This window comes from Legionella pneumophila subsp. pneumophila str. Philadelphia 1, from assembly GCF_000008485.1.
GTDB lineage: Bacteria > Pseudomonadota > Gammaproteobacteria > Legionellales > Legionellaceae > Legionella > Legionella pneumophila.
In genome coordinates, this window is sequence record NC_002942.5 from 3,300,408 (window position 1) to 3,325,901 (window position 25,494).

Genomic DNA, 25,494 nt, shown 5'->3' on the forward strand with positions numbered 1-25,494 from the left:
CTTCACAGGATTGTTATGCGAAATAAAGATGAAAAAGCGAAAGAGGTTGCCACTGATTCGAGATGTGCCGAAGCCAATCGGCTTACCCAGCTGATTACAGGGGCAATCCTTGCCGACAATTGTTTTTTCCCAAGTGGCGTCTATTCAATAAAACCTATGGTATCAAGCCCACAACCGCCTCAGGAAAAAACTACACCTAGCATGTAAACAAAGCCTGAATGCGACCATACTGCTTGCCAAAAGCACAGGATAAAGCAAATGGCTTTTTTAAGAGTCGCTCAATAAAAAAGGTTCTTTTATTCATTTCATCAAAAGAACTTTTCATCATTTATTATCTAGCCATCAGAATACTATTTACTGACCCTGGCAAATTTTATCGGTCATATAAGCTTGCTAAGCTCGTTTTCTATATTTTGAGTTAAAAGCTCCTTTAGAGAAACTTTGAATTGTGCCGACACTGTCTGCACTTTTTATAGAAAGTTAAAACATCAATTATCAACCAGCTAATGCTGCTAATACATGTTCAGGATCTTTATTTATTGCGCGAAGAAGAGCTTTTGCAGGACCTGTTGGCTCTCTTCTCCCCTGCTCCCAATTTCTTAATGTTCCAATACTTACATCAATTAAATGACAAAATTTTTCTTGGGTTAGGCCTGTTTTTTTTCTAATTTCTTTTACATGAACAGCATCCACTACGAACTCACGTGAAGGAACACGCTCACCATCAATAATTTCGTTCATCTGAGTCATACTTTCGTATAATCGTTCAAATAATTTTTTATCCATGATTACCACCGTTCATTTAATTGCCGTAACATTTTCTTTTGATCTGTAGTCAGATCATCTTGAATACCTTTTTTATAAATAAGTAAGAGTCTTATTTGTGAAGCAGGAGTTACATAATAATAAATAATTCTAACACCGCCTCGCTTCCCATTTGCCTTGAAATGACCATCGAACTTTTCGCAGTTTGCCAGTTTGCCAGTTTGCCAGTTTGCTGAATTACGTCTCCAGCTAAAGGATTATCAGCAAGATACTCTTGAAACTCAGCATACTCCTCATCAGATAATAATTCCTTCACGTCTTCTGTAAAAATTGGAGTTTCAATAAAAATCATTGCTATTCTTATTTTTCTTTGATGAATAAAGTATATATCCTAAATAAAAGTAAGTCAATGACGTATTTGGCATGTATATAAAACGATCGTTTTAAGAACCTGGTTGTAGATCATATCGGTAAGTTATATTTGATGAAGTTAGGTGAATTAGGTAAATAAATGTTGTTTTATCCGGCATAACTCTCGTAATTAAGCCTGCCTCGATTACTCAGCACTTTTGTTTTCATTAATTATCTTTTTGAGAGTGGCCTGTTTATTTGGCCATTGTTCAATCAAAGACTTATTCAATTGTGGACAATTTTGGGCAAGCCAGGGGCCAAATTGTATCAGGATCAAAGGAATTCTCGGTTTGATGCATTCTTCCAACTCTTTGCGAGCTGCTTTTTTGCATAGATTCTTGTTTGCGATGCAGTTTTTTATAATATCGTCGCTTAATTGCTGCCAGTTTTCTGGAGGGGTTACTCCTAAAAATGTTTCTGTCATAATTTTGGGCAGGATATTGTGACTGATAGAGGCAAATTTCTTTGGATTGATGTTTTCCTCGCAAAATTCATGCTGTAAGAGTTTATTGATTTGTTTTCCAATGCGTTCTGCTTGCTCTATGTTAAAACAGGGGAGCAAATTAGCAGAGTCCAATTGCGACAATGGTTTCGCCATGAGTAAATTACTGCTTAAAAACAGTCCTAAATAAATTAATATCTTTATCATTTTTTTATCCTTGGCGTTTCCTAACCATGTCAATATAACAGAGTCTTGCGAGTCTGTAGAAAACCAGCCGATGAAGAGTGGCTATGTGTTGAATTATCATTTCCCAACTCTAGGCAGGATATTTAAACCAGACCGGCAGCACTTTACACAAATACACCATGAACTTCCATAATCCCACCTGATGCTCAATAGTCCCAAACGGATCGACACTGAGTTCAGGATAGGCTATGCCCAAGCCGAATAAGCCTGGTCCTATAATGCCCACATGAGGATTAGGAGTAACGTGTTCATAATTATCAATGGTCATATTTTTACGTCTTTCAAAACCAACGGCATAAATCACTTTATCGCATTCTGGAAGATGGCGTGCAATATTTAATTCGCTTGGGTAGTAACGGACAAGATTGGCAGGCAAGACACCGTCGATGTGTTTCCTGGCCCAAGCAGCCGTATCACCTTTCAAGCCTGTGTTGTCGAATAAAATCCAATTGCCCATGTTGATGGCATAACGGCAAGGGGAGCGATAAAAATTAATCACTTTCTTTACGCCTAATTCGATAAGAGAGCGTAAAATCATAATGGCCGAGTGGGATGAGCCAAAAACTCCGTAAGTCTCATTCGTATCAACAACATGGGCAAGACGCTGTTTATCGATTGCAATTTCAAACGGTACCACATTAACACCAGGGTAGTTGAGGCTGGAGGGGACAGCCCCTGTTGCTAAAATAACATTTTTCGCTCGGTATTGTTGTGTATCAGAGCATAAAGTCCAGCAACCTCCAGAAAGAGACAAGCTGTGAATGACAGTCTCTTCTGCAATAACCTGATTCACCAGAACGCTGGTAACCCATTGCAAGGGCTCCGCAACGTCACTCAACAGGCAGGTATTATCAGGATCCAGGTTGTTTAAACGAAATGTGGAGGGTGCTTTTTTATAGGAAAATGAGTTTGCAGCATGCAGAAAACTTGAGAAGAGCTTGACCGTAGTATTACTGGAAACGTGCCGCCAGAGCTGCCCAAAATCACCCACTTTAAAATGAGGATCAATCCATAATATTTCAGAGGGTGCAATCCCATAATCCAATAGTTTACCTACTGCAGCAATTCCGGCAGGTCCCGCGCCAACAACTGACCACTGAAAGGATTTCTGATTCATTTTAATACCTAACGTGAGTTATGGCTAAAGAGGATATAACAGCCCGTCGATACCCAGGGTACGTTCGGGCTGAGGAGATGCCTAAGCATCGTCTCGAAGCCTTGGCATGAAACATAAAATCCGATGCTAGGCTTCGAGACGGCATAAATGCCTCCTCAGCCCGAGCGGCTCGAGATAACAACTGATTTTATCCATAACTCACGTTACCTATGATTTATAAAGCTTAAAAAGCTTGGCCTATGAGAACTCCACTGAACGCCTGTCCAGTGGAATTCATCAGTAGATATTTATGTCTCCAACAAATCATTGACCCTGGCAAATTTTATCAGCCATATACCCGATAGCCCCGGCATAATAAATGGAGTTATTATAACGTAGGATCATCTTGTAGTTGGGAAACGCCAGGAAGGTCGGGCCACCATAAGGCTGTACGATACTGGCCTGCAAATTTTGATAGGGCAGGGGTTCACCGCTTTCCGTGCGCACACCTAAAGCATTCCATTCGCTGACTGGTTTGACTATGCCTTTCCCTTCCAATTTCATATCAAACTTGGCGGGAAGTTTCACTTGAATAGCCCAGGGCTCTCCGGCCTGCCAGCCGTTTTGTTTCATGTAATTCGCTATGGAGGCAAAAACGTCGGGTTTGCTCTTCCATATATCTTTTCGTCCATCCCCATCGTAGTCGACCGCGTATTTGACCCAGCTGGATGGTAAAAATTGAGGTTGACCAGAGGCGCCAGCCCACTCCCCTTTGAAATCAGCCAGGCTGACATGCCCACCTTTCAGGATGTGTAAAGCGAGAAACAATTCCTTGCGGAAAAAGTCTTTACGGTTTGAATCATAGGCCAAAGTAGCCAGCGCATTGATTACCGGGAAATTTCCCATGTAGGAACCGTAACTGGTTTCCATACCCCAAAACGACACAATAAAGCAAGGATTAACTCCGTATTGTTGGGCAATCTCTTCCAGTATTTCCTTGTTTTTCTTGTACTCTTTTCTTCCAATCACAATTCGGTAATTGTCTGCTCTGGTATTACGATATTTCATGAACGTTAACCTGTGTTCAGGTTGAGAGCGTAAAAAACCTTTTATTTTCCGGCTTGGTTCATGAATGCCGGCAAAGGCTTCATCAAATAAACTGGGTGGAATCCCTTGTTGTAAGGCTTCCTCACGCACCCCGGCAACCCATTGATTCCAGCTTTGACTTGCATAGGTTATTTGGTTAAATAACATCAGTGCAACAATAGCGAGCCCCCACTTTTTCATAGCTCTTCCCCTCAGTTATATTTATTGTTTAATAATATGTATTTCGCCCAGCGTTTCTTTCTCTTTAATTGTTACAAAAAACAATCCGCTCAAAACATACTGGTATTCTTAAAAGATAGCTCATTTATTAAAAATTGGCCTGTCTATTCGTCATTCTCTGGCAATATACCGACAAAGCTTGAACCAGAAAGTCAGACCTAACAATAAGTATTGTACAGAAAGTAATCTTTCATGGAAATCTATAATTAGAACCCGCTCATTAGAAGAAAGTGGGGCTATAAACTAGTCTTGGCCTGCGAAGATTGTTATGGGATTTTTTCGCATCTTTTTCCATTCTATTTTTTGTCAACATGATAACTCCATTGATAACAAAATAGATTTTAGGAGGCCGTATGGAGCACAGCTTCTTTAACATGCAGAGATTAAATACCATAACCCAGGTATTGATATGCTTGTATGTAAGTAAACTGGAATAAAAAGAAATTAGTGTTCATAGTATAACTGAGGCTTTGATCCACAGGAGTTAAATATGCATATCAAAAATATATTCACATGGAATTTAATGGGCGCAGTAATTCTATCTATGCCCTTATTTGCGGGCGAGCAAGTTAAATTGAAATCAATTGACTCATTAATTGATAAATACATTGAGAAATATAAAAATGAAGAGCTGGTTACAGGTGTGGGTGCGACTTTTTTAAGCGGAACTGAAATAATATCAACAGCCCATGGTTTTGAGAACAATAAAAGAAAAAAACGCCTTACAAATAATGCATATTTTCAAATTGGCAGTATAACCAAATCGTTTACAGCCGCATTAATCTTAAAGCTTGAAGCGGAAGGGAAATTAAACATCAACCAAACAATTGGAGATTGGTTGCCAGAATATGATGACTGGAAAGGCATTACTATAAAGCAATTACTTAATATGACAAGTACAATTCCAGGTTATGCAACGATTCCAACGCTTGCAGATTCGATTACTGATAATCCTAAAAAACAGTGGACTAGTAAAGAACTGGTAGATTTAGCATATGGATATAAACACCCCACCTCAGGTTATAATTACTCTGATACCAACTACTTAATTCTGGGTATGATTATAGAAAAAGTCACTCACGATTCCTTTCATAATCAATTACAGAAAAAAATTCTAAAGCCCTTACAATTAAAAGAGACCTATTATATTACTGATTCTTATACCCCATATTTTTTAAAAAAAATGCCGGAAAGTTACTATTATGGTAGAACAGTGGAAAACTTAAAACATGGTCAAAAGTCAACCAATGACAATTTATCAATGGCGGGACCTGCTGGTGCTATTGTCGCAACTACATCGGATGTCGCCAAATGGATAAAAGCTTTATTTTCATCCGATTTTTTACTGCCGAAACAGCAAATGGAGTTAAAATCCCTCATTTCGATGAAAACGGGTACTCCAATCTCCCATGTTGATTCAGAAGAGCCTAATGGCTTTGGTTTAGGTGTTGTTCAAGGCTATAAGCCGCAATTGGGAAAATATTGGTATTATGAAGGTGATACAGTGGGATTTAGAGTCTTATATATTTATCATCCTTGTAATGAAAAAATAGTGGTTATTGCATTAAACAGTTCGCCTTTTGTTGATGAAGCAGCGGGAGATCATAGTGGTGATTTGTTATTGGAATTGTACAAAAACGCTTTTGGCATATCACAGAAATGTGAATAAAATAGGGTAAAATCCAACTTCTTTTGGCAACCTTTCAAAAAGAGGCGAGTCATGCAAGAGAGATATAGGTTATGGCCTTAAAGTACTTGTAAATCCGGTGCAAAAAACCTATTTAGATAAAAAACGCTTCTGGAATACCTCGTGTTTTTCATTATAAAATGAGTTTTTATAATTCGATAAAGTCGCTTCATTAAATTAACCGGTACAACCTCAAAATCTGGAGTAAGTAAGTTATGACCAATATCGATGTTCGCTGGCAACAACGGTTAAATAATTATGCAAGAGCGCTTCAACAATTATCACTTGCCGTCAACCTGGCGCAAACAAGACCCTTATCCGACTTGGAAAAGCAAGGCTTAATCCAAGCCTTTGAATTTACCCATGAGCTGGCTTGGAATGTGATGAAAGATTATTTCTTTTTCCAGGGAAATTCTGCAATTACTGGTTCTCGTGATGCAACACGCGAATCATTTAACAAGGGATTAATTAAAGAAGGTGAAATCTGGATGGAAATGATTAAAAGTCGCAACCAAACCTCTCATACCTACAACCAATCCGTTGCCGATGAAATTGTCAAAAATATTATTAATTTCTACCACACCTCTTTTCAGGCATTCCTGGAAAAAATGCAAGGTCTGAAAGAGCATGAATGAGCAATTAAACCATCTGTATGGCTTGCCCAGCCATGCTATTGAAGCATTGAAATGTGTCTTTAAAGAGTATTCTCAAATTGATAATGCGATTCTCTACGGATCTCGTGCCAAAGGCACATATCATCAGGGCTCAGATATTGATCTTTGCCTTACCGGAAACTTATTAGGGATCACTGAATTACTTGCTATTGAAAATAAAATTGATGATTTACTGTTACCCTGGAAGGTTGATATATCCCTGAAACACACCATAGACAATCCCGATTTGCTTGAACACATTGAGCGAGCGGGTATCCTGTTTTATACAAAAGAATCGTAGGACTTTAGGGTCTGTTGACATTTCGCTGGCTTTTCGGCCAAGATAGTAGAAATGTCAACAGACCCTAATAAACTATTCACTGCGTAAAGAAACCATCGGCTCCAGTTTCGAGGCCCGTCGGGCCGGATAAAATCCGAAAAATATTCCAGTGGCAGCAGAAACGAGAAAGCCGGCAATTGGGGGGAGTAAGTAGATAGTAAAAGTCCAGTCACTGAAATAAGCGACTATTCTGGTAAAAATCAAACCTAAAATGACTCCGAGCACACCCCCTAGCAAAGACAGCATGACAGATTCCACCAAAAATAAGGCCTGGATTTCTCTGTTTTTCGCACCCACTGCTTTGCGAATCCCAATTTCTTTTTTGCGCTCGCTGACCGAAACCAGCATCACATTCATGACACCGATGCCGCCAACCAGCAAGGATATTCCACCAATGACCGCCAACAGCAAGGTAAAAATACGACCCTGATTTTCCATGCTGGCTATAATTTGTTTGGCGCTGCGCGGAAAAACACTGAGCTTCGGCGCCTGAGAATTAATGATTTCCTTTATTTCATTAATGACCTCATCAATGGGGCTGTCCGGCTTGAGAAGCAATACTGCATTATTGATTTTGGCGTCCTTGCTGACCAGGCTCATTCCAGCCAGGGGAATAATGACAGCCTGGTTAATGTCCTCATTAAAAAAACCATTTTCTTTCCAACGCTCGGCAACGCCGATAATGGTATACAAGGATTGGCCTATGCGTAATTGCTTGCCAATGGGATCATCCAGGGTAATTTCTTTGATTTGTTGTGCCAGGCTATCGCCAATAACACAAAAATGCTCAAAAGAATCCAAAAAAGAAACAAAATGCCCCCGTGCCAAGGTCACATGAATGATATCAGCAAGGCTTTCATCGGCGCCAATCACTGCCCCTTGCATCACTTTGCCATTAAAACTTAAAGTTTGGTAAGCCGTGCTGTAAGGCGCAATTCTTAAGACATAAGGTATACGCTCAGCTATCTGCTGCCATTGATCTATTGTTAACGAGTCGGATTCACTATGGGATTTGCTGGGCACCTTTTGATAAACAGAAACAGCCAGCAAATCGGTACCCAATGCCTTGAATTGCTCCAGCGCCTTTTCTGTAGCCAGTTGTCCGCAGCTAATCAAGGCAACGACAGCGGCGGTCCCTACCAGTATTCCCAGCACAGCCAAAAGCGATCGGAGCTTGGAGGCTGTTAAATTAACCAAGGCTTGTTGACAATGATTAAGAAAATTCATTGCCCGGACTCCGCTATAATTGCTCCATCGGCTAAGGTTATTCGGCGTTTGCATTGCGCTGCCACGTGCTCATCATGGGTCACCATGATAATAGTCCGGCCTTCCTGGTGTAAGGCCAAAAACAAATTCATTACCTCGCTACCTGTTCTTGAATCCAGCGCACCGGTCGGCTCATCAGCGAGAATAACCTGTGGGTCGGTCACTAACGCTCTGGCGATAGCGACTCGCTGCTGCTGACCGCCAGATAATTGGGTTGGCCTGTGGCGGATGTATTGGCGCATTCCAACTTTATCCAGTGCTTGCTCCACTTTTTCTTTTATCAAAGTGGGATTGACCCCTCGGTACGTCAAAGGCAAAGCCACATTTTGCATCGCTGTAAAACGAGGAAGCAAATTAAACTGCTGAAAAACAAAACCTATATTTTGATTGCGCAAATCAGCCGCCTCATCGTCGCTTAAACTGGCCACATTTCTATTATTTAAGGTATAAGTTCCTGCATCCGGTTTATCTAATAAGCCAATGATGTTCATTAACGTGGATTTACCAGAGCCGGACGCACCGACAATAGCGAGCAAATCACCTTCGTTTACGGTCAAAGACACTGCTTTTAATACCGTGGTACTGATACCCTCAAGATGATAAGTCTTCACCAAATCAGAAAGTTGGATTAAAGGTCTGTCAATCATAAACCACGACATCTCCTGATTTAAGGCCACTTTCAACCACTACTGAATCCGCTTGAGCGGCACCGGTAGTAATCATTCGTTTCTGAACTTTCCCCTTGGCTAATTGGACCTGAACAACGCTGCTGCCTTTTTCCCTTTTAACCGCCGCGATAGGGATCAACAATTGATTATTCGATTCCACATTCAGCTCTATGGAGGCACTCATCCCTACTTTAATCCATGACTGTTGTTCAGGAGTTAGGGAATTGACCTCCACTACAGCGGTAAAGGAGGGTAATCCTCCCGTGCTGGTATTCGATGCCTGCGCATTCACCGCCACCAATTTACCTTTCAGTTGATGCCTGCCAAATGCAACGCCACTAATTGTTGCCTCCATTCCCGGGCGAATTTTATCAATGTCTATCTCTGGGACATCAATTTCCACACTGATTCCTTTCAAATCGCCTATCAAGGCAATGACTTGCCCTGACTTTATGGTCGATCCTACGGTCACTCGATTGTTTTTATCCTCTCCTGATTTGGGAGGGTACAGCATTATCCCATCACTGGGAGCCTTTAAATGAATCAGATTATGATTTGACGTAAGAATCTTCCTCACTTTGTCAAAATCAGCCAGACTGAGATTAGATATATTCTGAGTGTTTTTATCATCCATTTTTTCCAACATTTCAGAAAGCTTGCGAGTGGCCTGCATTAAAGTAACTCGCGCTGTATCTAACCCGGATTTTTCACTTAAGTAATTGTTTTTGGAGATTAACCCGGCATTCCACAGCTCTTCGGTTCCTACAAATTTTGCCTTGGCAATGGAATAACTGTCTTTCGCCTTTAAGTAATCCGTTAATGTGTCGTTATACTGCTTTTGCAATTCATTGGAATTTAAAGTTAAAACAATCTCACCCTTTTTAACCATCTGACCATAATGGAAATGCATGGTTTCAACAACGGCTTCCATTGGACTGGTCAGGCTGCTTTCCCTTATGGGTTGCACGGTCCCGGTAAAATGCAAGGTCTTGTGTAAAGGTTGAGGTTTCACTTCATACGTTTTTAATGAAGAGGTTTGCGGCTTATCAGAACTGCCACAAGAAACCAGCATTAAAATCAATGACACTATAGAGAATATTTTCAGATAATTGTTCATCCGCCATACCTTAGTTTAATCTGCCAGTAATCCAGCGTGGTCCCTAAAATCCTTTGCAACGCGGATAACTGATTGAGATACGCAATTTTTGCCCCTATCAATCCTGACTGTGCCTGAATCAATTGATTCTGAGTATTGTTCACATCCAGGGCGCTGGATATTCCTGCCTGCTGTTTTTTCTTTTCCAAAGCGTAAGACTGCTCTGCCAATTTGACTTGCTTTTGTGCCAGCTCATAGCGCTTGGCCAAGCTTTGAATATTATTGATGGTATTGGTTACACTGGTAATTAAAGCTCTTTTGGCTGCGATAAGATTGATTTTGTCTTTTTCCAACTGGACTTTAGCATTAATTAATTGACTACGCCGTCCAATGTCATTCAATGGAATGGTCAGGGTGACCCTGGCTGATTCCGTGATATTATTCCCATTGTAAATGCTGCTTAAACCACTGCTGGTTCCGGTGACATCGTTGACTGCGCCGCCTTGCACAGTACCCGCCAAATCAAGCTGCCAAAGTTGCTGATTTTTTGCAACAGTGTAAGCCCTCTCATCCGCACGCAAAGCCATTTTCTGGGCCAGATACTGAGTATTGTGACTTAATGCGATGGCAATGGATTCTTGCAAGTCAGGCACTATAATTTCCTTTATCGTCACATCACTGGGAACTGAAATATGCAAATCCGGATCAAGCCCTATCATTTGCAATAATTCCTGAGAGGCTAATTTAAAATCATTTTCACCTTGTTCTACCATCAAACTCAAAGATTCTATCTGATAGGATTGCTGAATATTTCCGGTAGGTTCTAATTGTCCCGCTGCAATCTTTTTTTCATTAATACGATAGGATTTTCTGGCTTCTTCCAATTGCAAGCGCTGATTCTCTAAATTGTTCCCACTTAAAATCAAAGCCCTGTACGCCGTAATCACCTGCGTAATCTGATCCATAACCGATTGCTGTAAACTTAATTTATTTAGCCATTCCTTATCAATCGCATCCAGCAGTTTTGCTTCATTCGCTGACTTGCCAAATCCACGGAGCAAAGGCTGAGTAATGGATAAATTCAATACCGGATTATAGCTGTTGTTGGTGGAAACATTGTTATCGATGGATACGGACGCCTTGGTGCCTATTTTGGTTTTCAAATCCAATTCAGGACTGGCCAGAAAAGAATGATTCGTAGAACTGCCTATCCCCTCAAAAGTACTTTTTTGCACAATCCCTGAAGCACCCAGAGCATATTGCAATTCAAACTCATTATTAGCCAAACGCAATTGATAGCGCTGAATAATACGGTCTAATTCCGCATTCTGGATATTAGGATTATAACGCAAGGCCAACAGTATGGCTTCTCTTATCGTCAACTGATGCCTTGTTTTCTTTTTTGATTCAGGCGAGGTAGGCAACTCTATCCAATTTTTCAGCATGTATTCCGGGTTGGCAATGGCTGCCTTTAGTCTTTCCTCCGCTTGCTCCACTCTCTGAGCTTCAGCTGAAGGATTTTCTGTCCAGGAATAAAGTGAATTATCAGCATTTGAAGAAGTCTTGGCACTTGAGGCATGAAAACTAATCAGGCCCGATAAAATAATTACCGGTAACAATGCTGTGCTTTTATTTAAAAATTTCACCGTTGTTATCGCCTGTGTTTATAAAAATGCCTATCCATCAAGGTTATTCAAAACGACTAACCCCATACCCGGGTACCGAAAAGCGTTGCCTGTCCTGCAGGCGTAATGCCGTTAATTGCCCACCCCAAAGACATCCGGTATCTATCGCATGAATCCGCGGATGAGAACTTCGCCCCATGAGCGCCGCCCAATGACCAAAAACGATATCCATTTCAATTTCTTTTCGGCATGGCACTTCAAACCAGGGATACAGATGATTGGGGGCTTTGGATAAAGTCCCTTTATAACCCAAATCTAATCGTCCATGGGCATCACAATAGCGCATCCGGGTAAAATAATTGGTAATGACTCGTAATCTATCCAGCCCAACCAAATCATCTGACCAAATATCCGGCTTATTGCCGTACATCTGGGCGAAAAATTCGTGATATGAATCGCCTGAAAGCACCGCTTCTAATTCATTAGCCAGGTCCATGGCCTTCGATAAATCCCATAAAGGAGCAATACCTGCATGACACATGACTATGTTTAACTCAGATGACCTGCAAAGAAGGGATTGCTTGCGCAACCAATGCCCAAGCTCCTCTCCATCATCAGCCAGCATCACCTCTTCAAGTGTATCATCATGCCCTTTCCAGGGTTGCCCGCCGAATAATAAGCCTAATAAATGCAAATCATGATTACCCAAGGTTATTTTGGGCTTCACAGGCAAGGAATAAATAAACCGTAATACAGCCAATGAATCAGGACCGCGGTTTACCAAGTCCCCAACAAACCACAAGCAATCTTCCTTCTCGTTAAAATCAATTAGCTCAAGCAAACGTTGTAAAGGATCATAACAACCTTGTACATCCCCTATTGCATAATCAGGCACCGCGTTTTGCTCCAAGTGTCAATTGGGATATATCCTGCTCAATATTCTGCCATTGGCCATTGGCTGCCAATCGCTGCAAAGGGGCTATTGCAATCGCACTTGATTGCTGTGTGAATTGGCTGGTGTATTGTGATTTATGAATTAACTCCAGTGCTGACATGGACTCTATTTTGCCCGTATTCAAATGATGCACCTGGACAGAGTTGGGCAAAGCAACCCCATATCCTGCAAAAACGACTCCGGTATACATTTGCTGAGTATGAGCCTGTTCAAAACGACTGGTTACATTGCCCCCTGCATCCCGGCCATGAAGCCCTAATGACAAAAACCCATTCTGTATGGCTTGCCAATTTTTATATTCAGGATGCTCACGAACAAACAATTGAAACATTTCAGGGCACATCAGCATGCCGCCAGGAACCATAAACAACGGGGCCTTGTTCACCATAATTCGACCTTCATCCAACGACTTGATAAGCCATTGGATGAATTCGACCCCTATTGCCTGTTCCTTTTCTGTTATGGATTCCGGTACACCGCCGGTAAAAGTCACCGCTCTGCCATAACGGCCGCTTCGTCTTGCTCCACTTCGTGCCATAAACGCCAGAAAATAACGCTGTATCGCAATAGCATCAGCCCGAATTAGAATAGCGCCCAAAGTACCAGCAGAATGATAGTCTTCATTCAGCAAGGCTAACCAAACAGCCAAAACTTCTGGATTGGAGGCAATCCAGGCAAAACCACTGACTGGCATCAAAGTTCTGGCCAGCAACAAGTTCAGCCGGCGGCGGAACTCCGCATCCGCTTCTTTTTCAAATTGATAATCATAATAACTTCCAGTTTGAATTAAGCTCTCTAACAGGGGGTTCCATTGCTTTAACAATTGGCCATTGCTATCAAACAAATTAATGCGAAACTCATCAAATAATTTGCCAATGCCTTGCAAAATTGCCGCGGAGTAAAGCGCATATTGCCAAAGTTTTTGCTCTTCAGAAAGCAAATCGGGCTGTTCTTGAACGGTAAACTCCTTGAACAGACTCAATGCAGCTTCTGTTCTATTTAAAGCATGATCGACCATCCCACCAGGTTGAGAATAATAACTGTTCGCGGTTTCTGGCAAATTTTGACAATAGTTGACCAGATTCTCGATAAGAACAGAACATAAACTCTCATAGCGAGAGGCTTCCAACCCGCTCAACGCTCTCATTTTCTGGAGTAGTACCTGACGTTTCTCTTCACTCAGAAACTGCTCTGCGGTCACCATACGGATTAAATCTTTTAATGACTTGGACTGAGCAGATATAGAGCTTTTACGCTGACGATGAAACAAGACAACCTCCACAATAACTTATCATATAATTTTACACTAATTGGAAATAAATTTCGCTAGTTGGACATATTCCGCCACCGAAATTTGTTCTGGCCGCTTACCTCCATCAATGCCTAAATCATTGAGTTGAGATAATGAGATAATCCCTTTCAAATTATTAGTAAGAGTTTTGCGTCTCATAGCAAATGCTTTAGCAACAATATTTTCCAGTTTCTCAGTGTTTACAGACTCAAATGGCGAAACACGATAAGGTGTTAATCGAACTATTGCTGAGTCTACCTTGGGCCTGGGCTCAAACGCTTCTGGAGGAACATCAAATAAATACTCTACCTCACAATGATACTGCAACATCACGCTTAGTCGCCCATAGGCTTTAGTGCCGTGGGCTGCTGCTATTCGTTCTACAACTTCTTTTTGTAACATAAAATGCATGTCATCAATACAAGTTATAAATTTCAATAAATAGATCAGCAATGGAGTAGAAATATTATAAGGTAAATTACCCACTACTCTTAAATGGGGGCCGAATTGACAAAAGTCAACGGTTAACGCATCAGCAGGAATTAAATTCAGTTTGCCTTGAGATGCAGGCAAGCAGGTTAAATAGCTTTGTAAATCCGTATCGATTTCAATGGCTGTTAATTGATTCAGTTTTTGCAATAATGGCTGAGTTAAAGCGCCTAAACCAGGGCCAATCTCCAGCATATTATCATCCGCCAAAGGATTGATAGCGCGTAGAATCTCATTAATAATATATTTGTCTTGTAAGAAATTTTGACCAAAACGTTTACGTGGGCTATGCCTCACTTTCTATCACCTATGTTAGGATAAAATTAATTCAGTAATCTTGTTGACATCACAAGGTATACCCCATTTGGGGAAGCCTGTTAATTTTACCGTAGGTTAGTGTCAAGTGCCAGCAAACCCCGACAATACGCAATAACTCAAAGCCTTCTCCCTCAATTTTAAAAATTTATATAGCGTAACCTCCAAGGTATGGGGTAAAATTCAACCACAATGACCAAGGTTGATATTCTTATCTCTTTTTTTAGTTATTTCAATCTGGAAAAAGCCATGTAACAAATAAACTCAGTTGTATTTAGCCAGTTGCTTTTTCCAGACTCAAATTTAGGAAGCAAATAATGGCTTATAGAAAAATGCTTAAATCAAAAATTCATCGTGCTTGCGTCACACAGGCAGATCTGGATTATGAAGGGAGTATCACTATTTCACCAGAGCTTTTAAAAGTGGCAAACATATTGCCATATGAAGCGGTTAATGTCTGGAATATCACTGCCGGAACCCGATTTGAAACTTATGCCATTACAGGTGAAAAGGGTTCAACGGATATCTGTGTCAATGGAGCGGCAGCTCATTTGGTAACCCCCGGTGATTTGGTTATTATCGCCTCTTTTACGCAAATTCTGGAAGAGGATTGCGCAGCACATGAACCCACTGTTGTTTTTGTTGATCAATTCAATCGTCTGAAAGAAATCCGACCTGAAAGAATCGGTGTTAAAAGTAGAATTCCTAACCCGGCTTGAATTGGACCCATAGCAATGGGTTCATATGCTACTTTGTCAGACAATGATCAAAAATAGAAAAATCAAATGGAATGGTTTATTCTATGATCTCGGCATTCAACCCCAATGAGCTTTATGTTAATTCATTTAATTGAATTACGGCAAAGAGCAATCTATACCCTTCTCTGGTTTGGCGCTTTAGCGCTATTGTTTTTTTTCATATCAGACCAACTGTTTCATCTCCTGGTAAAGCCGTTATTGCGATCTTTACCGAATCAAGAGGGCTTGATTGCCACACAGATTACTTCCTCGGTTTTCACCCCTTTAAAACTTGCAGTGGATACCGCTTTGTTGCTCACTGCTCCGTTTGCTTTATTGCAACTTTGGCGTTTTATGCGCCCGGGACTCTATAAAAACGAGCAGGAACAAATCAGAGGCACCATCATTTTAAGTCTTTTGCTCTTTGTCTTTGGGGCACTATTTTGCTTTTATCTTGTCCTCCCTTATATGTTCCAGTTTTTTGCTCAGGCCCTTCCGGAAGGAGTGCGACTCATGCCTGACATGGCTTACGCCATAGATTTCATTACACGCATGCTGCTTTTATTTGGTTTTTCTTTTCAGGTTCCACTAATTTGTCTTGTACTGGTAAAAACCCATTTCACTACAGTTGAGACACTTATAAAAATCAGGCCTTATGTGATAGTTGGGGCATTTATTATTGGTATGCTACTCACCCCCCCTGATGTTTTTTCTCAAGTTGCATTAGCATTGCCTTTGTGTTTGCTTTATGAGGCGGGGATTATTTTAGCCAGGATTTATGGGAAATCCCCCATGCCCACTTTAATTCAGTAAGCTCAAGTTAAAAGCGGAATTACCGATATATTTATCATAATGCTCAAAAATGGAGCCTTTTATGAATAAAATAGCCAAATACAATATCGGTGATCTGGTTATTCATAAACGCATCAGATACCGGGCGATTGTTATTGATGTGGACCCCATATTCCAAGCCTCAGGGAAATACAATCCCAGGGCAACTCAGCATGAATTCGCAACAAGAAACCCATGGTACCGCCTGTTAGTTGATGACAGCAGCCAAATAACTTATGTCGAAGAATGCCAGTTACTTCCTGATACGAGTCAGGAACCTATCAACAACCCAAATATTGATGATTATTTAATTAAAAACAAGGGCAGTTATCAGAAAACTATCCCGTCTCACTAGCTTATGAGGTGGAAATGCCAACAGGGCATGGAGTTGGTTATGTATTCCTCAACATCAACACCAGCAAGGCAATAAAACCTATTAAAATCAGACCTAAAACCCCCATCGTCATAAAGCTTTTGCTCATATTTTCCTTGCTAAATTGCCCTGGGCTTCCCTTAATAAATCGGTACAATATAAAAATAATCAATCCGGCGCCAATGAGTCCTAAAATTTGATATAAAGTTTCCATTAATTCACTCCATTCCACTCAGTTTTTTGCATCATCTGTTTTGGATTCAAAACTAAAGGCATCTGAAAACATCTGGGTAGGCGATATGCCATAACCAACCAAGGTATCACGAGTACTGTACACCATATCGAAAGGACCGCTGATGACAATTTGCCAGTCCCGTAGAATGTTTGCATGCCTGGCAAGAACTCGAGAAGCCAAAGTATCCTCACTTTTATTGGATAATAGCGAAAAATATTGGAAGTGGCTGGCATGGGAGCGCCAACTCCTTACTTTTTCATCCATGTATAAATCGCTTTGTGAGCGTGCTCCCCAAAATAACTCAAATGGCCTGCTGTCCGAATCTGCCAGTAACTGCTCAATCATGGCTTTAATTGGCGCAAATCCAGTCCCACCGGCAATGAATAAAATGGGTTTTTGGGGATGTAATTGATCGATACTGCATTCACCCAAAGGTAATCTTAAGCGCAGAGATCCATATTGTTTGATATGAGCCAATAACGATTGATGGTAATCATTATCCTGGCTATGGCGAATATGCAATTCATAACGATGAGAACCTAAAGGCGCATTTGCAATTGAATAACTAAACGCATCATTTGCAAACAGGATTTGCAAATACTGTCCGGCTTGATAATCAACGTATTCATCAGGCATTAAGACCAATCGCACGATGCTGTCCGTTAAAGGGGAAATGTCCTCCACCTGAGCTTGAATTATTTTATCTGTCATTATTTTAATCCTAATAAGGACCAATAACCATTTACTCTATTAAGCACATCTTCATCCATCGTAATTGGTTTACCCCATTCTCTTTGTGTTTCTCCTGGCCATTTACTGGTAGCATCCATACCCATCTTGGAACCCAATCCTGAAACTGGGGAAGCGAAGTCCAGATAATCAATGGGTGTATTTTCTACCATGACTGTATCGCGGGACGGATCCATGCGTGTGGTCATTGCCCATATGACATCTTGCCAATTGCGCGCGTCCACATCATCATCACAAACAATGACGAACTTGGTATACATAAACTGGCGCAAGAAAGACCAAACAGCCATCATAATACGTTTAGCATGTCCTGGATATTGCTTTTTTATAGTGACTACAGCCAAACGATAAGAGCATCCTTCTGGCGGCAAATAAAAATCCACAATCTCTGGGAATTGTTTTTGTAACAAGGGAATGAACACTTCATTTAAGGCAACTCCCAAAATGGCTGGCTCATCTGGCGGTCTTCCGGTATAAGTACTGTGGTAAATAGGTTTATCGCGATGAGTAATACGCTCTACCGTAAAAACAGGAAAAGATTGGACTTCATTATAATAACCGGTGTGATCGCCATAAGGCCCTTCGGGCGCCTCATTTCCTGGCTCCAGATAACCTTCCAAAACAATTTCTGCGCTGGCTGGAACATGCAAATCATTGCCAATGCATCGAGTCAACCGAGTTCGTTGTCCTCTAAGCAAGCCCGCAAAAGCGTATTCAGACAAAGTATCAGGAACGGGAGTAACTGCTGCCAGTATGGTGGCTGGATCAGCGCCTAAAGTCACCGCAACAGGGAAACGCTCTTTGGGATATTCTTGTTGCCAGGCCTGGTAATCCAAAGCACCTCCGCGGTGAGATAACCAGCGCATGATCAATTTGTTTTTACTTAATAGTTGCTGGCGATAGATGCCCATGTTTTCTCTGGACTGGTGTGGGCCACGAGTAGTAACCAAACCCCAGGTAATTAGAGGAGCAACATCTCCGGGCCAACACGTTTGGATGGGCAATAAGGTTAAATCCACTTCATCCTTTTCCCACACATGAGTCTGGCACTCGGCTCCACTGACATATTTGGGTGCCATATTCAGCGCTTGTTTCAATAAGGGCAACTTGCTAAAAGCGTCTTTGAAGCCTTTGGGAGGATCGGGCTCCTTTAAAGCAGCCAATAATTTTCCAATCTCCCTCAAAGCCACTATTGATTCCTCACCCATTCCCAAAGCCACGCGCTCTACCGTACCAAAAAGATTGGTCAGTACAGGCATGTTGTAATTGGGGGTATTGGTAAACAGAAGGGCTGGCCCTCCTGAGCGCAACACTTTATCGCTGACTAGGGTCATCTCAAGATGAGGTGATACAGGATAATCAATACGTTTTAATAATTCACGTGATTCAAGTTGGGCTATGAAATCTCTCAGATCTGAATACTTCATTAATTATCTCAAAAAGAAGCTTACTGTAAACCCGTACCAGCACAGCGTAATACAGGCTATGAGCATGAATTATAAACCTGAAAATAAGGCGAATTTGAACCCCGAATTATGCTCCGCTAATTACGGGGTTAATTATCATTTAAATTATTCCTGACGCTTCATTGCATCAAAGAATTCGGCATTTGTCTTATGATTCTTCATGCGTTCCAATAAGAATTCAATCGCATCGCATTCATCCATGGATTGCAGGATTTTACGCAATATCCAGGTGCGCTGTAATTCTTCGGGGCTCAACAGGAGATCTTCACGGCGAGTACCAGAGCGATTAATGTTAATCGCAGGGAAAACCCTTCTCTCGGCAATATTACGACTCAAGTGGATTTCCATGTTACCTGTACCTTTGAACTCTTCGTAAATCACTTCGTCCATTTTGGAACCCGTGTCTACCAGAGCCGTTGCAATAATGGTTAAACTGCCGCCCTCTTCTATGTTACGTGCCGCACCATACAATCTTTTGGGCCTTTGCAGGGCATTCGCATCAACACCACCAGTCAGTACTTTACCTGATGCCGGTACAACCGTATTGTAAGCTCTGGCCAAGCGAGTGATCGAATCCAGCAGAATAACCACATCACGTTTATGCTCAACCAGACGTTTTGCTTTTTCTATTACCATTTCGGCAACCTGAACATGGCGATTGGCGGGCTCGTCAAAAGTACTCGCAACAACTTCACCTTTGACAGAACGCTGCATTTCCGTTACTTCTTCAGGACGTTCATCAATCAGCAAAACAATGAGATAACATTCAGGATAATTTTTTTCTATAGAGCGAGCAATGTTTTGCAACATTAATGTCTTACCTGCTTTCGGAGGTGACACGATCAAACCACGCTGTCCGCGGCCGAAAGGAGCGCATAAATCAACTACTCTTGCCGTGAGATCTTCTGTGCTGCCATTACCTTGCTCCATAACCAGACGCTCGGTAGCAAACAAGGGAGTTAAGTTTTCAAATAAAATCTTACGCTTTGCGCTATCCGGTGTATCGTAGTTAATTTGATCAACTTTTAATAAAGCAAAATAGCGTTCGCTGTCTTTGGGGGGGCGGATTTTACCAGAAATAGTATCCCCCGAACGAAGACCGAAACGTCTGATTTGACTGGGAGAGACGTAAATGTCATCAGGGCCTGCCAGATAGGAGCCATCAGCGGAACGCAAGAAACCAAAACCATCAGTCAAAACTTCCAAAACACCATCGCCATGGATGTCTTCCCCTTTTAAAGCATGGGCTTTAAGGATGGCGAAAATGATGTCTTGCTTGCGCATACGGGAGGTATTTTCCACACCCATCTCTTGTGCGATATTAACGAGATCGGCAATAGGTAATTGCTTAAGTTCACTAAGATTCATACTTCTCACTTGATTTGTTGTTTAAATGAATTGAATATCCGAAGAAAAAATTATGTTAGGGAATAGCAGCTAAGGAATCCGCTGCCTATGTGGCTCACTTGTTTTAAAGCATGTCACATATAGCTACAGGCTATCACAGCTTTACAACAAGATCCAACATTTTTAAACTAAAAATAAAAAGTTATTTTGACTTTTTTGATTTTAACTTTTAAATCTTTAAGAAAAAATCCCTTTAAGTAGGTTAATTTTAACACAAGCCCCATAAAAAAGTAAAAGCCCTGTAAATAAATTTTCATCTCAGGGCTTTTTAACTTTAATACCGTTACAGATTACTTTCAACAAAAGCACTTAATTGGGATTTAGACAGCAAACCCATTTTAACTGCTTCAACCTGACCATTTTTAAAAAGAATCAAAGTGGGGATACTCATCACACCAAATTTAGCTGGAGCTTGAGGATTTTCATCGATATTGATTTTAGCAAACGTCATATCTTTACTATGAGTGGCTGCCACTTCTTCCAGAATAGGTGTCAATGCACGGCATGGTCCACACCACTCAGCCCAAAAATCAACAAGAACAGGCTTGGATGAATTAATTACATCCTGCTCAAAGCTTGCGTCGGTTACTGTTTTAATATGATCACTCATAAATAAACCTCAGTTATTAGAAATATAAAGGTCTGGTCCAAGACCAGATTATGCTATTCGATCTAAAATCTTTCCTGTGTATCCTGTGTGTTTTGTTTTAGAGCAAACACAAGATTTTCAAAAAGAGTAGTTTACATATAATACTCCAGAAATACTTGTAATAGAGCTATAAAACAAAAGACGCAGCTTATACCGATTTGGAAAGAAGTCTATTATAGATCACCTCCGGCAGCTTGCAAAACACTTAACGCAGTTATTGCCGCGGTTTCCGTACGCAATACTCGCGGCCCCAGTGACAAAGGCAGAAATCCATGACCACTGGTCAATCTAATTTCCTCATCACTGAAACCACCTTCCGGGCCAATAATCAAGGCAACATCAGGAGGTTGGACAGGATAATCGCGCCATGTCTTGCTAAATGCCGGATGCAAAATGAGCTTGAGATGTTCTTTGGCTTCTCTGACAAATTGATCCAAATAAACTGGCTGTCTCAACTCTGGAATTTGATTACGCCCACATTGCTCGCAAGCTCCAATGATAATATTAAGCCATTGGTGCATTTTTTTTGCCATTTTTTCTTTGTCTATTTTAACCTGGCAACGCTCGGTAATGAGAGGTGTAATGCATGCCACTCCTAACTCTGCCGATTTTTGCATCACCATTTCCATCCGCTCGCCCTTGGAAATGGCTTGAGCCAAATGTATCTTTAATGGGGATTCCCTGTTCACCTCAAGAACAGAGGCAATTCTAACGAATACCTGCTTTTTTTTGACCCTCTCAATAGATGCTGTAAACTCTTTGTTGTCCCCATTAAACAGTGTCAGTTGTTCACCTTGCTCCATGCGCAAGACTACGCCAACATGCTGCCCCGCCTCAGGCGATAATTCCAGAAGTTGCCCCGGCTGGTATTCGCCAGGTTGATAGATACGTATTGTTCTCACAGCCAATTATCCTTGGTTTTAGTAAAGGATACTATAACAAAAATTACCAATTTACGTCTGCTATGCTAGAATTTTGGCGATTGATTTTATTCTTTCCCAACTCGCTGATAAAGCAGCTAGACATAAATAAACATAATCAACAGATTAACTTTGCTAAGGAATTGATAACATGGCTAAAACACGTGTAGAAACAGACAGCATGGGTGAAATTGAAGTCCCGTCTGATAAATATTGGGGCGCCCAAACCGAACGTTCATTGCATCACTTCAATATAGGCAAAGACATTATGCCACGCGAAGTAACCCATGCCTTTGGTATCCTGAAAAAGGCAGCCGCCCTGACGAATCTTGAATTAGGCAAACTGCCAAAAGACAAAGCGGATTTGATTGTTCAGGCAGCAGAAGAAGTGAGCAAAGGACTATTGGATGAGCATTTTCCCTTGCATGTCTGGCAAACGGGAAGCGGCACACAATCGAATATGAACGCCAATGAAGTCATTTCCAATCGGGCCATTGAGCTGGCTGGCGGCACCCTGGGAAGCAAGTCCCCTATTCATCCCAATGATCACGTCAATATGTCTCAATCATCGAATGACACCTTCCCAACAGCCATGCATATTGCAGCGGCGATAGCTTTTAACGAAAAATTGTTACCTGCTGTACGCAATTTACGTCATGTTTTCGCAGCGAAAATGGACGCTTTCAAAAACATCATAAAAATTGGCAGAACCCATTTGCAAGATGCGGTTCCACTGACTTTGGGGCAAGAGTTTTCAGGTTATGTTGCCCAACTGGATGCGTGCGTTCACCGTCTGGAAGAAGTCTTGCCTGAATTATATGAGCTGGCTGCCGGGGGCACTGCCGTTGGAACCGGATTGAACACCCATCCGCAATTCGCAGTCAAAGTTGCTGAACACATCGCTAAAATAACCAAACTGCCTTTTGTGACCGCTCCTAACAAATTTGCCGCTCTGGCTTCTCACGAACCTCTGGTGCATGCGCACGGTGCCATGAAAACTCTCGCCTGCGCATTAATGAAAATCGCCAATGACATACGCTGGCTCGCCTCAGGACCTCGTTGCGGGATTGGTGAGCTGATTATTCCAGAAAATGAGCCAGGCTCATCCATCATGCCAGGCAAAGTCAACCCGACACAATGCGAAGCCATGACCATGGTTTGTGCCCAGGTACTGGGTAATGATACAGCCGTTGGAATTGCTGACAGCCAGGGTAATTTTGAATTAAACGTGTTTAAACCGGTTATCATATTTAACGTATTGCACTCATTAAACCTGCTCGCCGACAGCTGCCATTCCTTCCAGGAGTTTTGCGCAGAAGGAATAGAGCCTAATCAGCCGGTGATTGATTACTATTTACACCATTCCCTCATGCTGGTTACTGCCCTTAATCAACACATTGGTTATGATAAAGCGGCTAAAATCGCCAAAACCGCTCATCATGACAATATTTCATTGCAAGAAGCCGCCGTGAAACTGGGAATTTTAACCGCCGAGCAATTTGCTGAGTTTGTGAAACCGGAAAAGATGATTTCCCCTGAGCAATGAAATTGAGAGGGTTAAGACATACCGGGGTTCTGGTATGTCTTAACCTAAGATGTAGTAGAAAACAAAATGACAACAAACAATAGTTTGAATTTTACTCAACCAAATGGGTCTGATTTTTTATATGAAGATCGATTTCGTTTTGTTTACAAGCATCCTTTAAAATAGAAGCTTTTACTATGTGTCTTGGTTGAGCTAATAACAGGAAAAATACTAATGGGTCAAAAACTAAAACAAATAAATTATAGGACTGGGCTAAAAAAATTACACCTATAGTAATGCTCATGAGGTATAAATAGGCCAAATATAAATTTATAAGCGCTGCAATTAAAGAAATTGCCAAACAGAGCAATAGTGTAGTCAATTGCCCCATATAGAACACATTAGGAGAAAGAATGTTTAAATAACTGCAGTAAAAAATAATGGTAATGAAAAAAATATAGAATTTAGTTTTCCCTGAAAGTAACCAATCAACATAACGAAATTGATGTAAGAGTAGCAAAATACAATAGATAAAACTTACAATGCTAGGCATTCCCAAAATGCTATATAGTATTTCGGTAATTGAGTTGGTATTACCATAACTCAAATTAGAACATGTGCATATGATAACTATAAAAACTAGAGCGTTTCTTAATGAAGTTGCTTTTATCCTGTTAAGGATAAAATAGCATATACAGATTGAATAAAACAATTTGCTATAAATTAATGCAGTCATTTTTTCAAACTATCCAGGTAATATTTATTAAAACGTATATGAATGACCTCATTCGCATTTTTGTCATAGATAATATCAACATAACCTCTATCCACTAATGTAGAAGGGTAAGTAACACTTTTATTGTTAATTTCACCCGTATCCAAAGTAAACAGATACGAAAATATTCCGGTCGAATTCTCCATTCTGGATAACACAAGTTGGCCTTTGATATTATTTTTATGCGTTCTGTTATGGACTAAAAATACCTCTGAATTAAAATTAAATAAATTAATAGAATTATTCATATTTTTAATATTCGTTTTTTGGGGATCAAGCCATGAAAGTCCTCCTTCCTGGCAATATTGGATCCGCATCCAGTGATCTGTTTTATTAGCATTACGAAATCCAGCTAAGCAATTCAAGCTTGAAAGGGGAATGATTGATGGCTGTAATTGCCCCCCAATGTGATTGATTTGAATGCTTTCTGTATAGCTCCCTTTTTTATCAAACCGGAGCATTAAAGGATATTTGCTTTCTAATTCATGGTATGCTGGCAAAAAAAAACCACCATCTACTAATGGAAGGGGGGATGCTCTGATTAAGGTACTTAAATTAAAAAAGGGACTTAAATACAAGGTAGCTTTATAGTTGAAACTCTTCCCTTTATCTAATGACTCAAAATGATAAATTTTGCTAGCCGCCCAACCTGCAAAAGCAGTTGCAACAACAAACAAATGCAACTTGCCATTTTGATTATAAATAACAGGATTACCTAATTTTCTAATCAATTGATGGCTATTCTTGCGCAGTTTCTCTCGAGTCAGCACTATTTTGGGGGTTGACCATTTATTTCTATGGATATCATAAATAGAGCTATAAATTTTAACATCAGGTCCTCCCTCACGACTCCCAGCAAAATACATGGCGAGCAAATGACTGTCATCAACTTTAGTCAATGTAGCAGAATGTGCCTTTTTAATACCTTTTGGCATAGGTAATTTTTCTCTTATATAAACAGGATTGGCATTTGTGTTATTTTCTATCTTAATAGGTTGAGATAATTCAAATGCGCAATTTTTAGGGGCCTTAGAAGTTAGCAAGCCAATAAAAAAAACTATTATTAACCATCCTAAATAAACCAGATGATTTTTTGATGACATCAACATTTGAAAAATATTCATTTTCATTTTGTAAAATAATATTTGGGTTTCT

At 40.8% G+C, this 25,494-nt stretch carries 29 protein-coding genes; 8 read left to right on the forward strand and 21 right to left on the reverse strand.

The window, feature by feature from the left end; translation table 11 throughout:
* Window positions 1-15: 15 nt before the first annotated feature.
* A complete protein-coding gene (locus LPG_RS14720; protein WP_014327021.1) occupies window positions 16-207 on the forward strand; it encodes a hypothetical protein in 192 nt (63 codons plus the stop codon).
* On the opposite strand, the gene LPG_RS15455 is transcribed toward LPG_RS14720, so the two are convergent.
* From LPG_RS15455 to LPG_RS14745, 6 genes are all read right to left on the reverse strand, one after another.
* Complete coding sequence (locus LPG_RS15455) at window positions 197-328, reverse strand: hypothetical protein (RefSeq protein ID WP_015443889.1); 132 nt, start codon at window positions 326-328, stop codon at window positions 197-199. The genes LPG_RS14720 and LPG_RS15455 overlap by 11 nt on opposite strands.
* Before the next feature lie 167 nt (window positions 329-495).
* Window positions 496-786 carry a helix-turn-helix domain-containing protein gene (locus LPG_RS14725; protein ID WP_010948599.1) on the reverse strand — a complete coding sequence of 97 codons (291 nt, stop codon included), beginning with the start codon at window positions 784-786 and terminating at the stop codon, window positions 496-498.
* 109 nt (window positions 787-895) lie between these two features.
* Entirely contained in the window at window positions 896-1,117 is a 222-nt protein-coding gene (locus tag LPG_RS14730) for a hypothetical protein (protein ID WP_010948600.1), read from the reverse strand.
* Window positions 1,118-1,321: 204 nt separating this feature from the next.
* A complete protein-coding gene (locus LPG_RS14735; protein WP_015443887.1) occupies window positions 1,322-1,825 on the reverse strand; it encodes a hypothetical protein in 504 nt (167 codons plus the stop codon).
* A 109-nt stretch (window positions 1,826-1,934) separates the two neighbouring features.
* Window positions 1,935-2,981, reverse strand: a complete 1,047-nt coding sequence (locus tag LPG_RS14740) for an FAD-dependent oxidoreductase (protein ID WP_010948602.1) — start codon at window positions 2,979-2,981, stop codon at window positions 1,935-1,937.
* Window positions 2,982-3,284: 303 nt separating this feature from the next.
* Window positions 3,285-4,247, reverse strand: a complete 963-nt coding sequence (locus tag LPG_RS14745; protein ID WP_015443886.1) for a lytic murein transglycosylase — start codon at window positions 4,245-4,247, stop codon at window positions 3,285-3,287.
* A 529-nt stretch (window positions 4,248-4,776) separates the two neighbouring features.
* Between LPG_RS14745 and LPG_RS14750 the strand changes: the two genes are divergently transcribed.
* From LPG_RS14750 to LPG_RS14760, 3 genes are all read left to right on the forward strand, one after another.
* Window positions 4,777-5,955 (forward strand): serine hydrolase domain-containing protein, encoded by a 1,179-nt coding sequence (locus LPG_RS14750; protein ID WP_010948604.1) that lies wholly within the window; start codon window positions 4,777-4,779, stop codon window positions 5,953-5,955.
* 233 nt (window positions 5,956-6,188) lie between these two features.
* Window positions 6,189-6,608, forward strand: coding sequence for a nucleotidyltransferase substrate binding protein (locus LPG_RS14755; protein ID WP_010948605.1), 420 nt, complete (start codon window positions 6,189-6,191; stop codon window positions 6,606-6,608).
* Complete coding sequence (locus tag LPG_RS14760; protein ID WP_010948606.1) at window positions 6,601-6,927, forward strand: nucleotidyltransferase family protein; 327 nt, start codon at window positions 6,601-6,603, stop codon at window positions 6,925-6,927. The genes LPG_RS14755 and LPG_RS14760 overlap by 8 nt, the downstream gene beginning before the upstream one ends.
* A gap of 72 nt (window positions 6,928-6,999) precedes the next feature.
* On the opposite strand, the gene LPG_RS14765 is transcribed toward LPG_RS14760, so the two are convergent.
* The 7 genes from LPG_RS14765 to rsmA are packed head-to-tail and all read right to left on the reverse strand — an operon-like array spanning window position 7,000 to window position 14,653.
* On the reverse strand, window positions 7,000-8,193 hold the full coding sequence (locus tag LPG_RS14765; RefSeq protein ID WP_015443885.1) for an ABC transporter permease: 1,194 nt from the start codon (window positions 8,191-8,193) through the stop codon (window positions 7,000-7,002).
* Window positions 8,190-8,879 carry an ABC transporter ATP-binding protein gene (locus tag LPG_RS14770; RefSeq protein WP_011216765.1) on the reverse strand — a complete coding sequence of 230 codons (690 nt, stop codon included), beginning with the start codon at window positions 8,877-8,879 and terminating at the stop codon, window positions 8,190-8,192. Before LPG_RS14770 ends, LPG_RS14765 begins: the two co-directional genes overlap by 4 nt.
* The gene (locus LPG_RS14775; protein ID WP_010948609.1) at window positions 8,872-10,017 is read right to left on the reverse strand and encodes an efflux RND transporter periplasmic adaptor subunit; all 1,146 of its coding nucleotides are present in this window, start codon (window positions 10,015-10,017) and stop codon (window positions 8,872-8,874) included. Before LPG_RS14775 ends, LPG_RS14770 begins: the two co-directional genes overlap by 8 nt.
* Window positions 10,014-11,642: a TolC family protein gene (locus LPG_RS14780; RefSeq protein ID WP_010948610.1), complete on the reverse strand. Its 1,629-nt coding sequence runs from the start codon at window positions 11,640-11,642 to the stop codon at window positions 10,014-10,016. The genes LPG_RS14775 and LPG_RS14780 overlap by 4 nt, the downstream gene beginning before the upstream one ends.
* Before the next feature lie 43 nt (window positions 11,643-11,685).
* Window positions 11,686-12,516: a symmetrical bis(5'-nucleosyl)-tetraphosphatase gene (locus tag LPG_RS14785; RefSeq protein WP_015443884.1), complete on the reverse strand. Its 831-nt coding sequence runs from the start codon at window positions 12,514-12,516 to the stop codon at window positions 11,686-11,688.
* Entirely contained in the window at window positions 12,509-13,846 is a 1,338-nt protein-coding gene (locus LPG_RS14790) for a helicase/relaxase domain-containing protein (RefSeq protein WP_015443883.1), read from the reverse strand. Before LPG_RS14790 ends, LPG_RS14785 begins: the two co-directional genes overlap by 8 nt.
* 36 nt (window positions 13,847-13,882) lie before the next feature.
* Window positions 13,883-14,653 carry a 16S rRNA (adenine(1518)-N(6)/adenine(1519)-N(6))-dimethyltransferase RsmA gene (gene rsmA / locus LPG_RS14795; protein WP_010948613.1) on the reverse strand — a complete coding sequence of 257 codons (771 nt, stop codon included), beginning with the start codon at window positions 14,651-14,653 and terminating at the stop codon, window positions 13,883-13,885.
* A 335-nt stretch (window positions 14,654-14,988) separates the two neighbouring features.
* On the opposite strand from rsmA, the gene panD reads away from it, so the two are divergent.
* The 3 genes from panD to hspQ all read left to right on the forward strand — a co-directional run bounded on the left by panD (window position 14,989) and on the right by hspQ (window position 16,594).
* Entirely contained in the window at window positions 14,989-15,390 is a 402-nt protein-coding gene (panD, locus tag LPG_RS14800; protein WP_010948614.1) for an aspartate 1-decarboxylase, read from the forward strand.
* 105 nt (window positions 15,391-15,495) lie between these two features.
* On the forward strand, window positions 15,496-16,221 hold the full coding sequence (gene tatC, locus LPG_RS14805) for a twin-arginine translocase subunit TatC (RefSeq protein WP_010948615.1): 726 nt from the start codon (window positions 15,496-15,498) through the stop codon (window positions 16,219-16,221).
* A gap of 61 nt (window positions 16,222-16,282) precedes the next feature.
* Entirely contained in the window at window positions 16,283-16,594 is a 312-nt protein-coding gene (gene hspQ / locus LPG_RS14810) for a heat shock protein HspQ (RefSeq protein WP_011216774.1), read from the forward strand.
* Window positions 16,595-16,631: 37 nt separating this feature from the next.
* On the opposite strand, the gene LPG_RS14815 is transcribed toward hspQ, so the two are convergent.
* The 6 genes from LPG_RS14815 to LPG_RS14840 all read right to left on the reverse strand — a co-directional run bounded on the left by LPG_RS14815 (window position 16,632) and on the right by LPG_RS14840 (window position 22,027).
* Entirely contained in the window at window positions 16,632-16,826 is a 195-nt protein-coding gene (locus LPG_RS14815; RefSeq protein WP_011216775.1) for a hypothetical protein, read from the reverse strand.
* Window positions 16,827-16,844: 18 nt separating this feature from the next.
* Window positions 16,845-17,558, reverse strand: a complete 714-nt coding sequence (locus LPG_RS14820; RefSeq protein WP_015443881.1) for an NAD(P)H-flavin reductase — start codon at window positions 17,556-17,558, stop codon at window positions 16,845-16,847.
* Complete coding sequence (ubiD, locus tag LPG_RS14825; protein WP_010948618.1) at window positions 17,558-19,024, reverse strand: 4-hydroxy-3-polyprenylbenzoate decarboxylase; 1,467 nt, start codon at window positions 19,022-19,024, stop codon at window positions 17,558-17,560. The genes LPG_RS14820 and ubiD overlap by 1 nt, the downstream gene beginning before the upstream one ends.
* Before the next feature lie 144 nt (window positions 19,025-19,168).
* Window positions 19,169-20,431 carry a transcription termination factor Rho gene (gene rho / locus LPG_RS14830; RefSeq protein WP_011216778.1) on the reverse strand — a complete coding sequence of 421 codons (1,263 nt, stop codon included), beginning with the start codon at window positions 20,429-20,431 and terminating at the stop codon, window positions 19,169-19,171.
* A gap of 322 nt (window positions 20,432-20,753) precedes the next feature.
* Window positions 20,754-21,080, reverse strand: a complete 327-nt coding sequence (gene trxA, locus LPG_RS14835; protein ID WP_010948620.1) for a thioredoxin — start codon at window positions 21,078-21,080, stop codon at window positions 20,754-20,756.
* A gap of 212 nt (window positions 21,081-21,292) precedes the next feature.
* Window positions 21,293-22,027, reverse strand: coding sequence for an Lpg2936 family Dot/Icm T4SS effector methyltransferase (locus LPG_RS14840; RefSeq protein ID WP_010948621.1), 735 nt, complete (start codon window positions 22,025-22,027; stop codon window positions 21,293-21,295).
* A 163-nt stretch (window positions 22,028-22,190) separates the two neighbouring features.
* Here LPG_RS14840 and fumC point away from each other — a divergent pair, with 163 nt between their 5' ends.
* A complete protein-coding gene (gene fumC / locus LPG_RS14845; protein ID WP_010948622.1) occupies window positions 22,191-23,585 on the forward strand; it encodes a class II fumarate hydratase in 1,395 nt (464 codons plus the stop codon).
* 91 nt (window positions 23,586-23,676) lie between these two features.
* Here fumC and LPG_RS14850 read toward each other — a convergent pair whose 3' ends face one another.
* Both LPG_RS14850 and LPG_RS14855 read right to left on the reverse strand, forming a co-directional pair.
* A complete protein-coding gene (locus LPG_RS14850) occupies window positions 23,677-24,117 on the reverse strand; it encodes a hypothetical protein (protein ID WP_223804312.1) in 441 nt (146 codons plus the stop codon).
* 179 nt (window positions 24,118-24,296) lie between these two features.
* Window positions 24,297-25,448, reverse strand: coding sequence for a sialidase family protein (locus LPG_RS14855; protein ID WP_015443879.1), 1,152 nt, complete (start codon window positions 25,446-25,448; stop codon window positions 24,297-24,299).
* Window positions 25,449-25,494 lie beyond the last annotated feature (46 nt).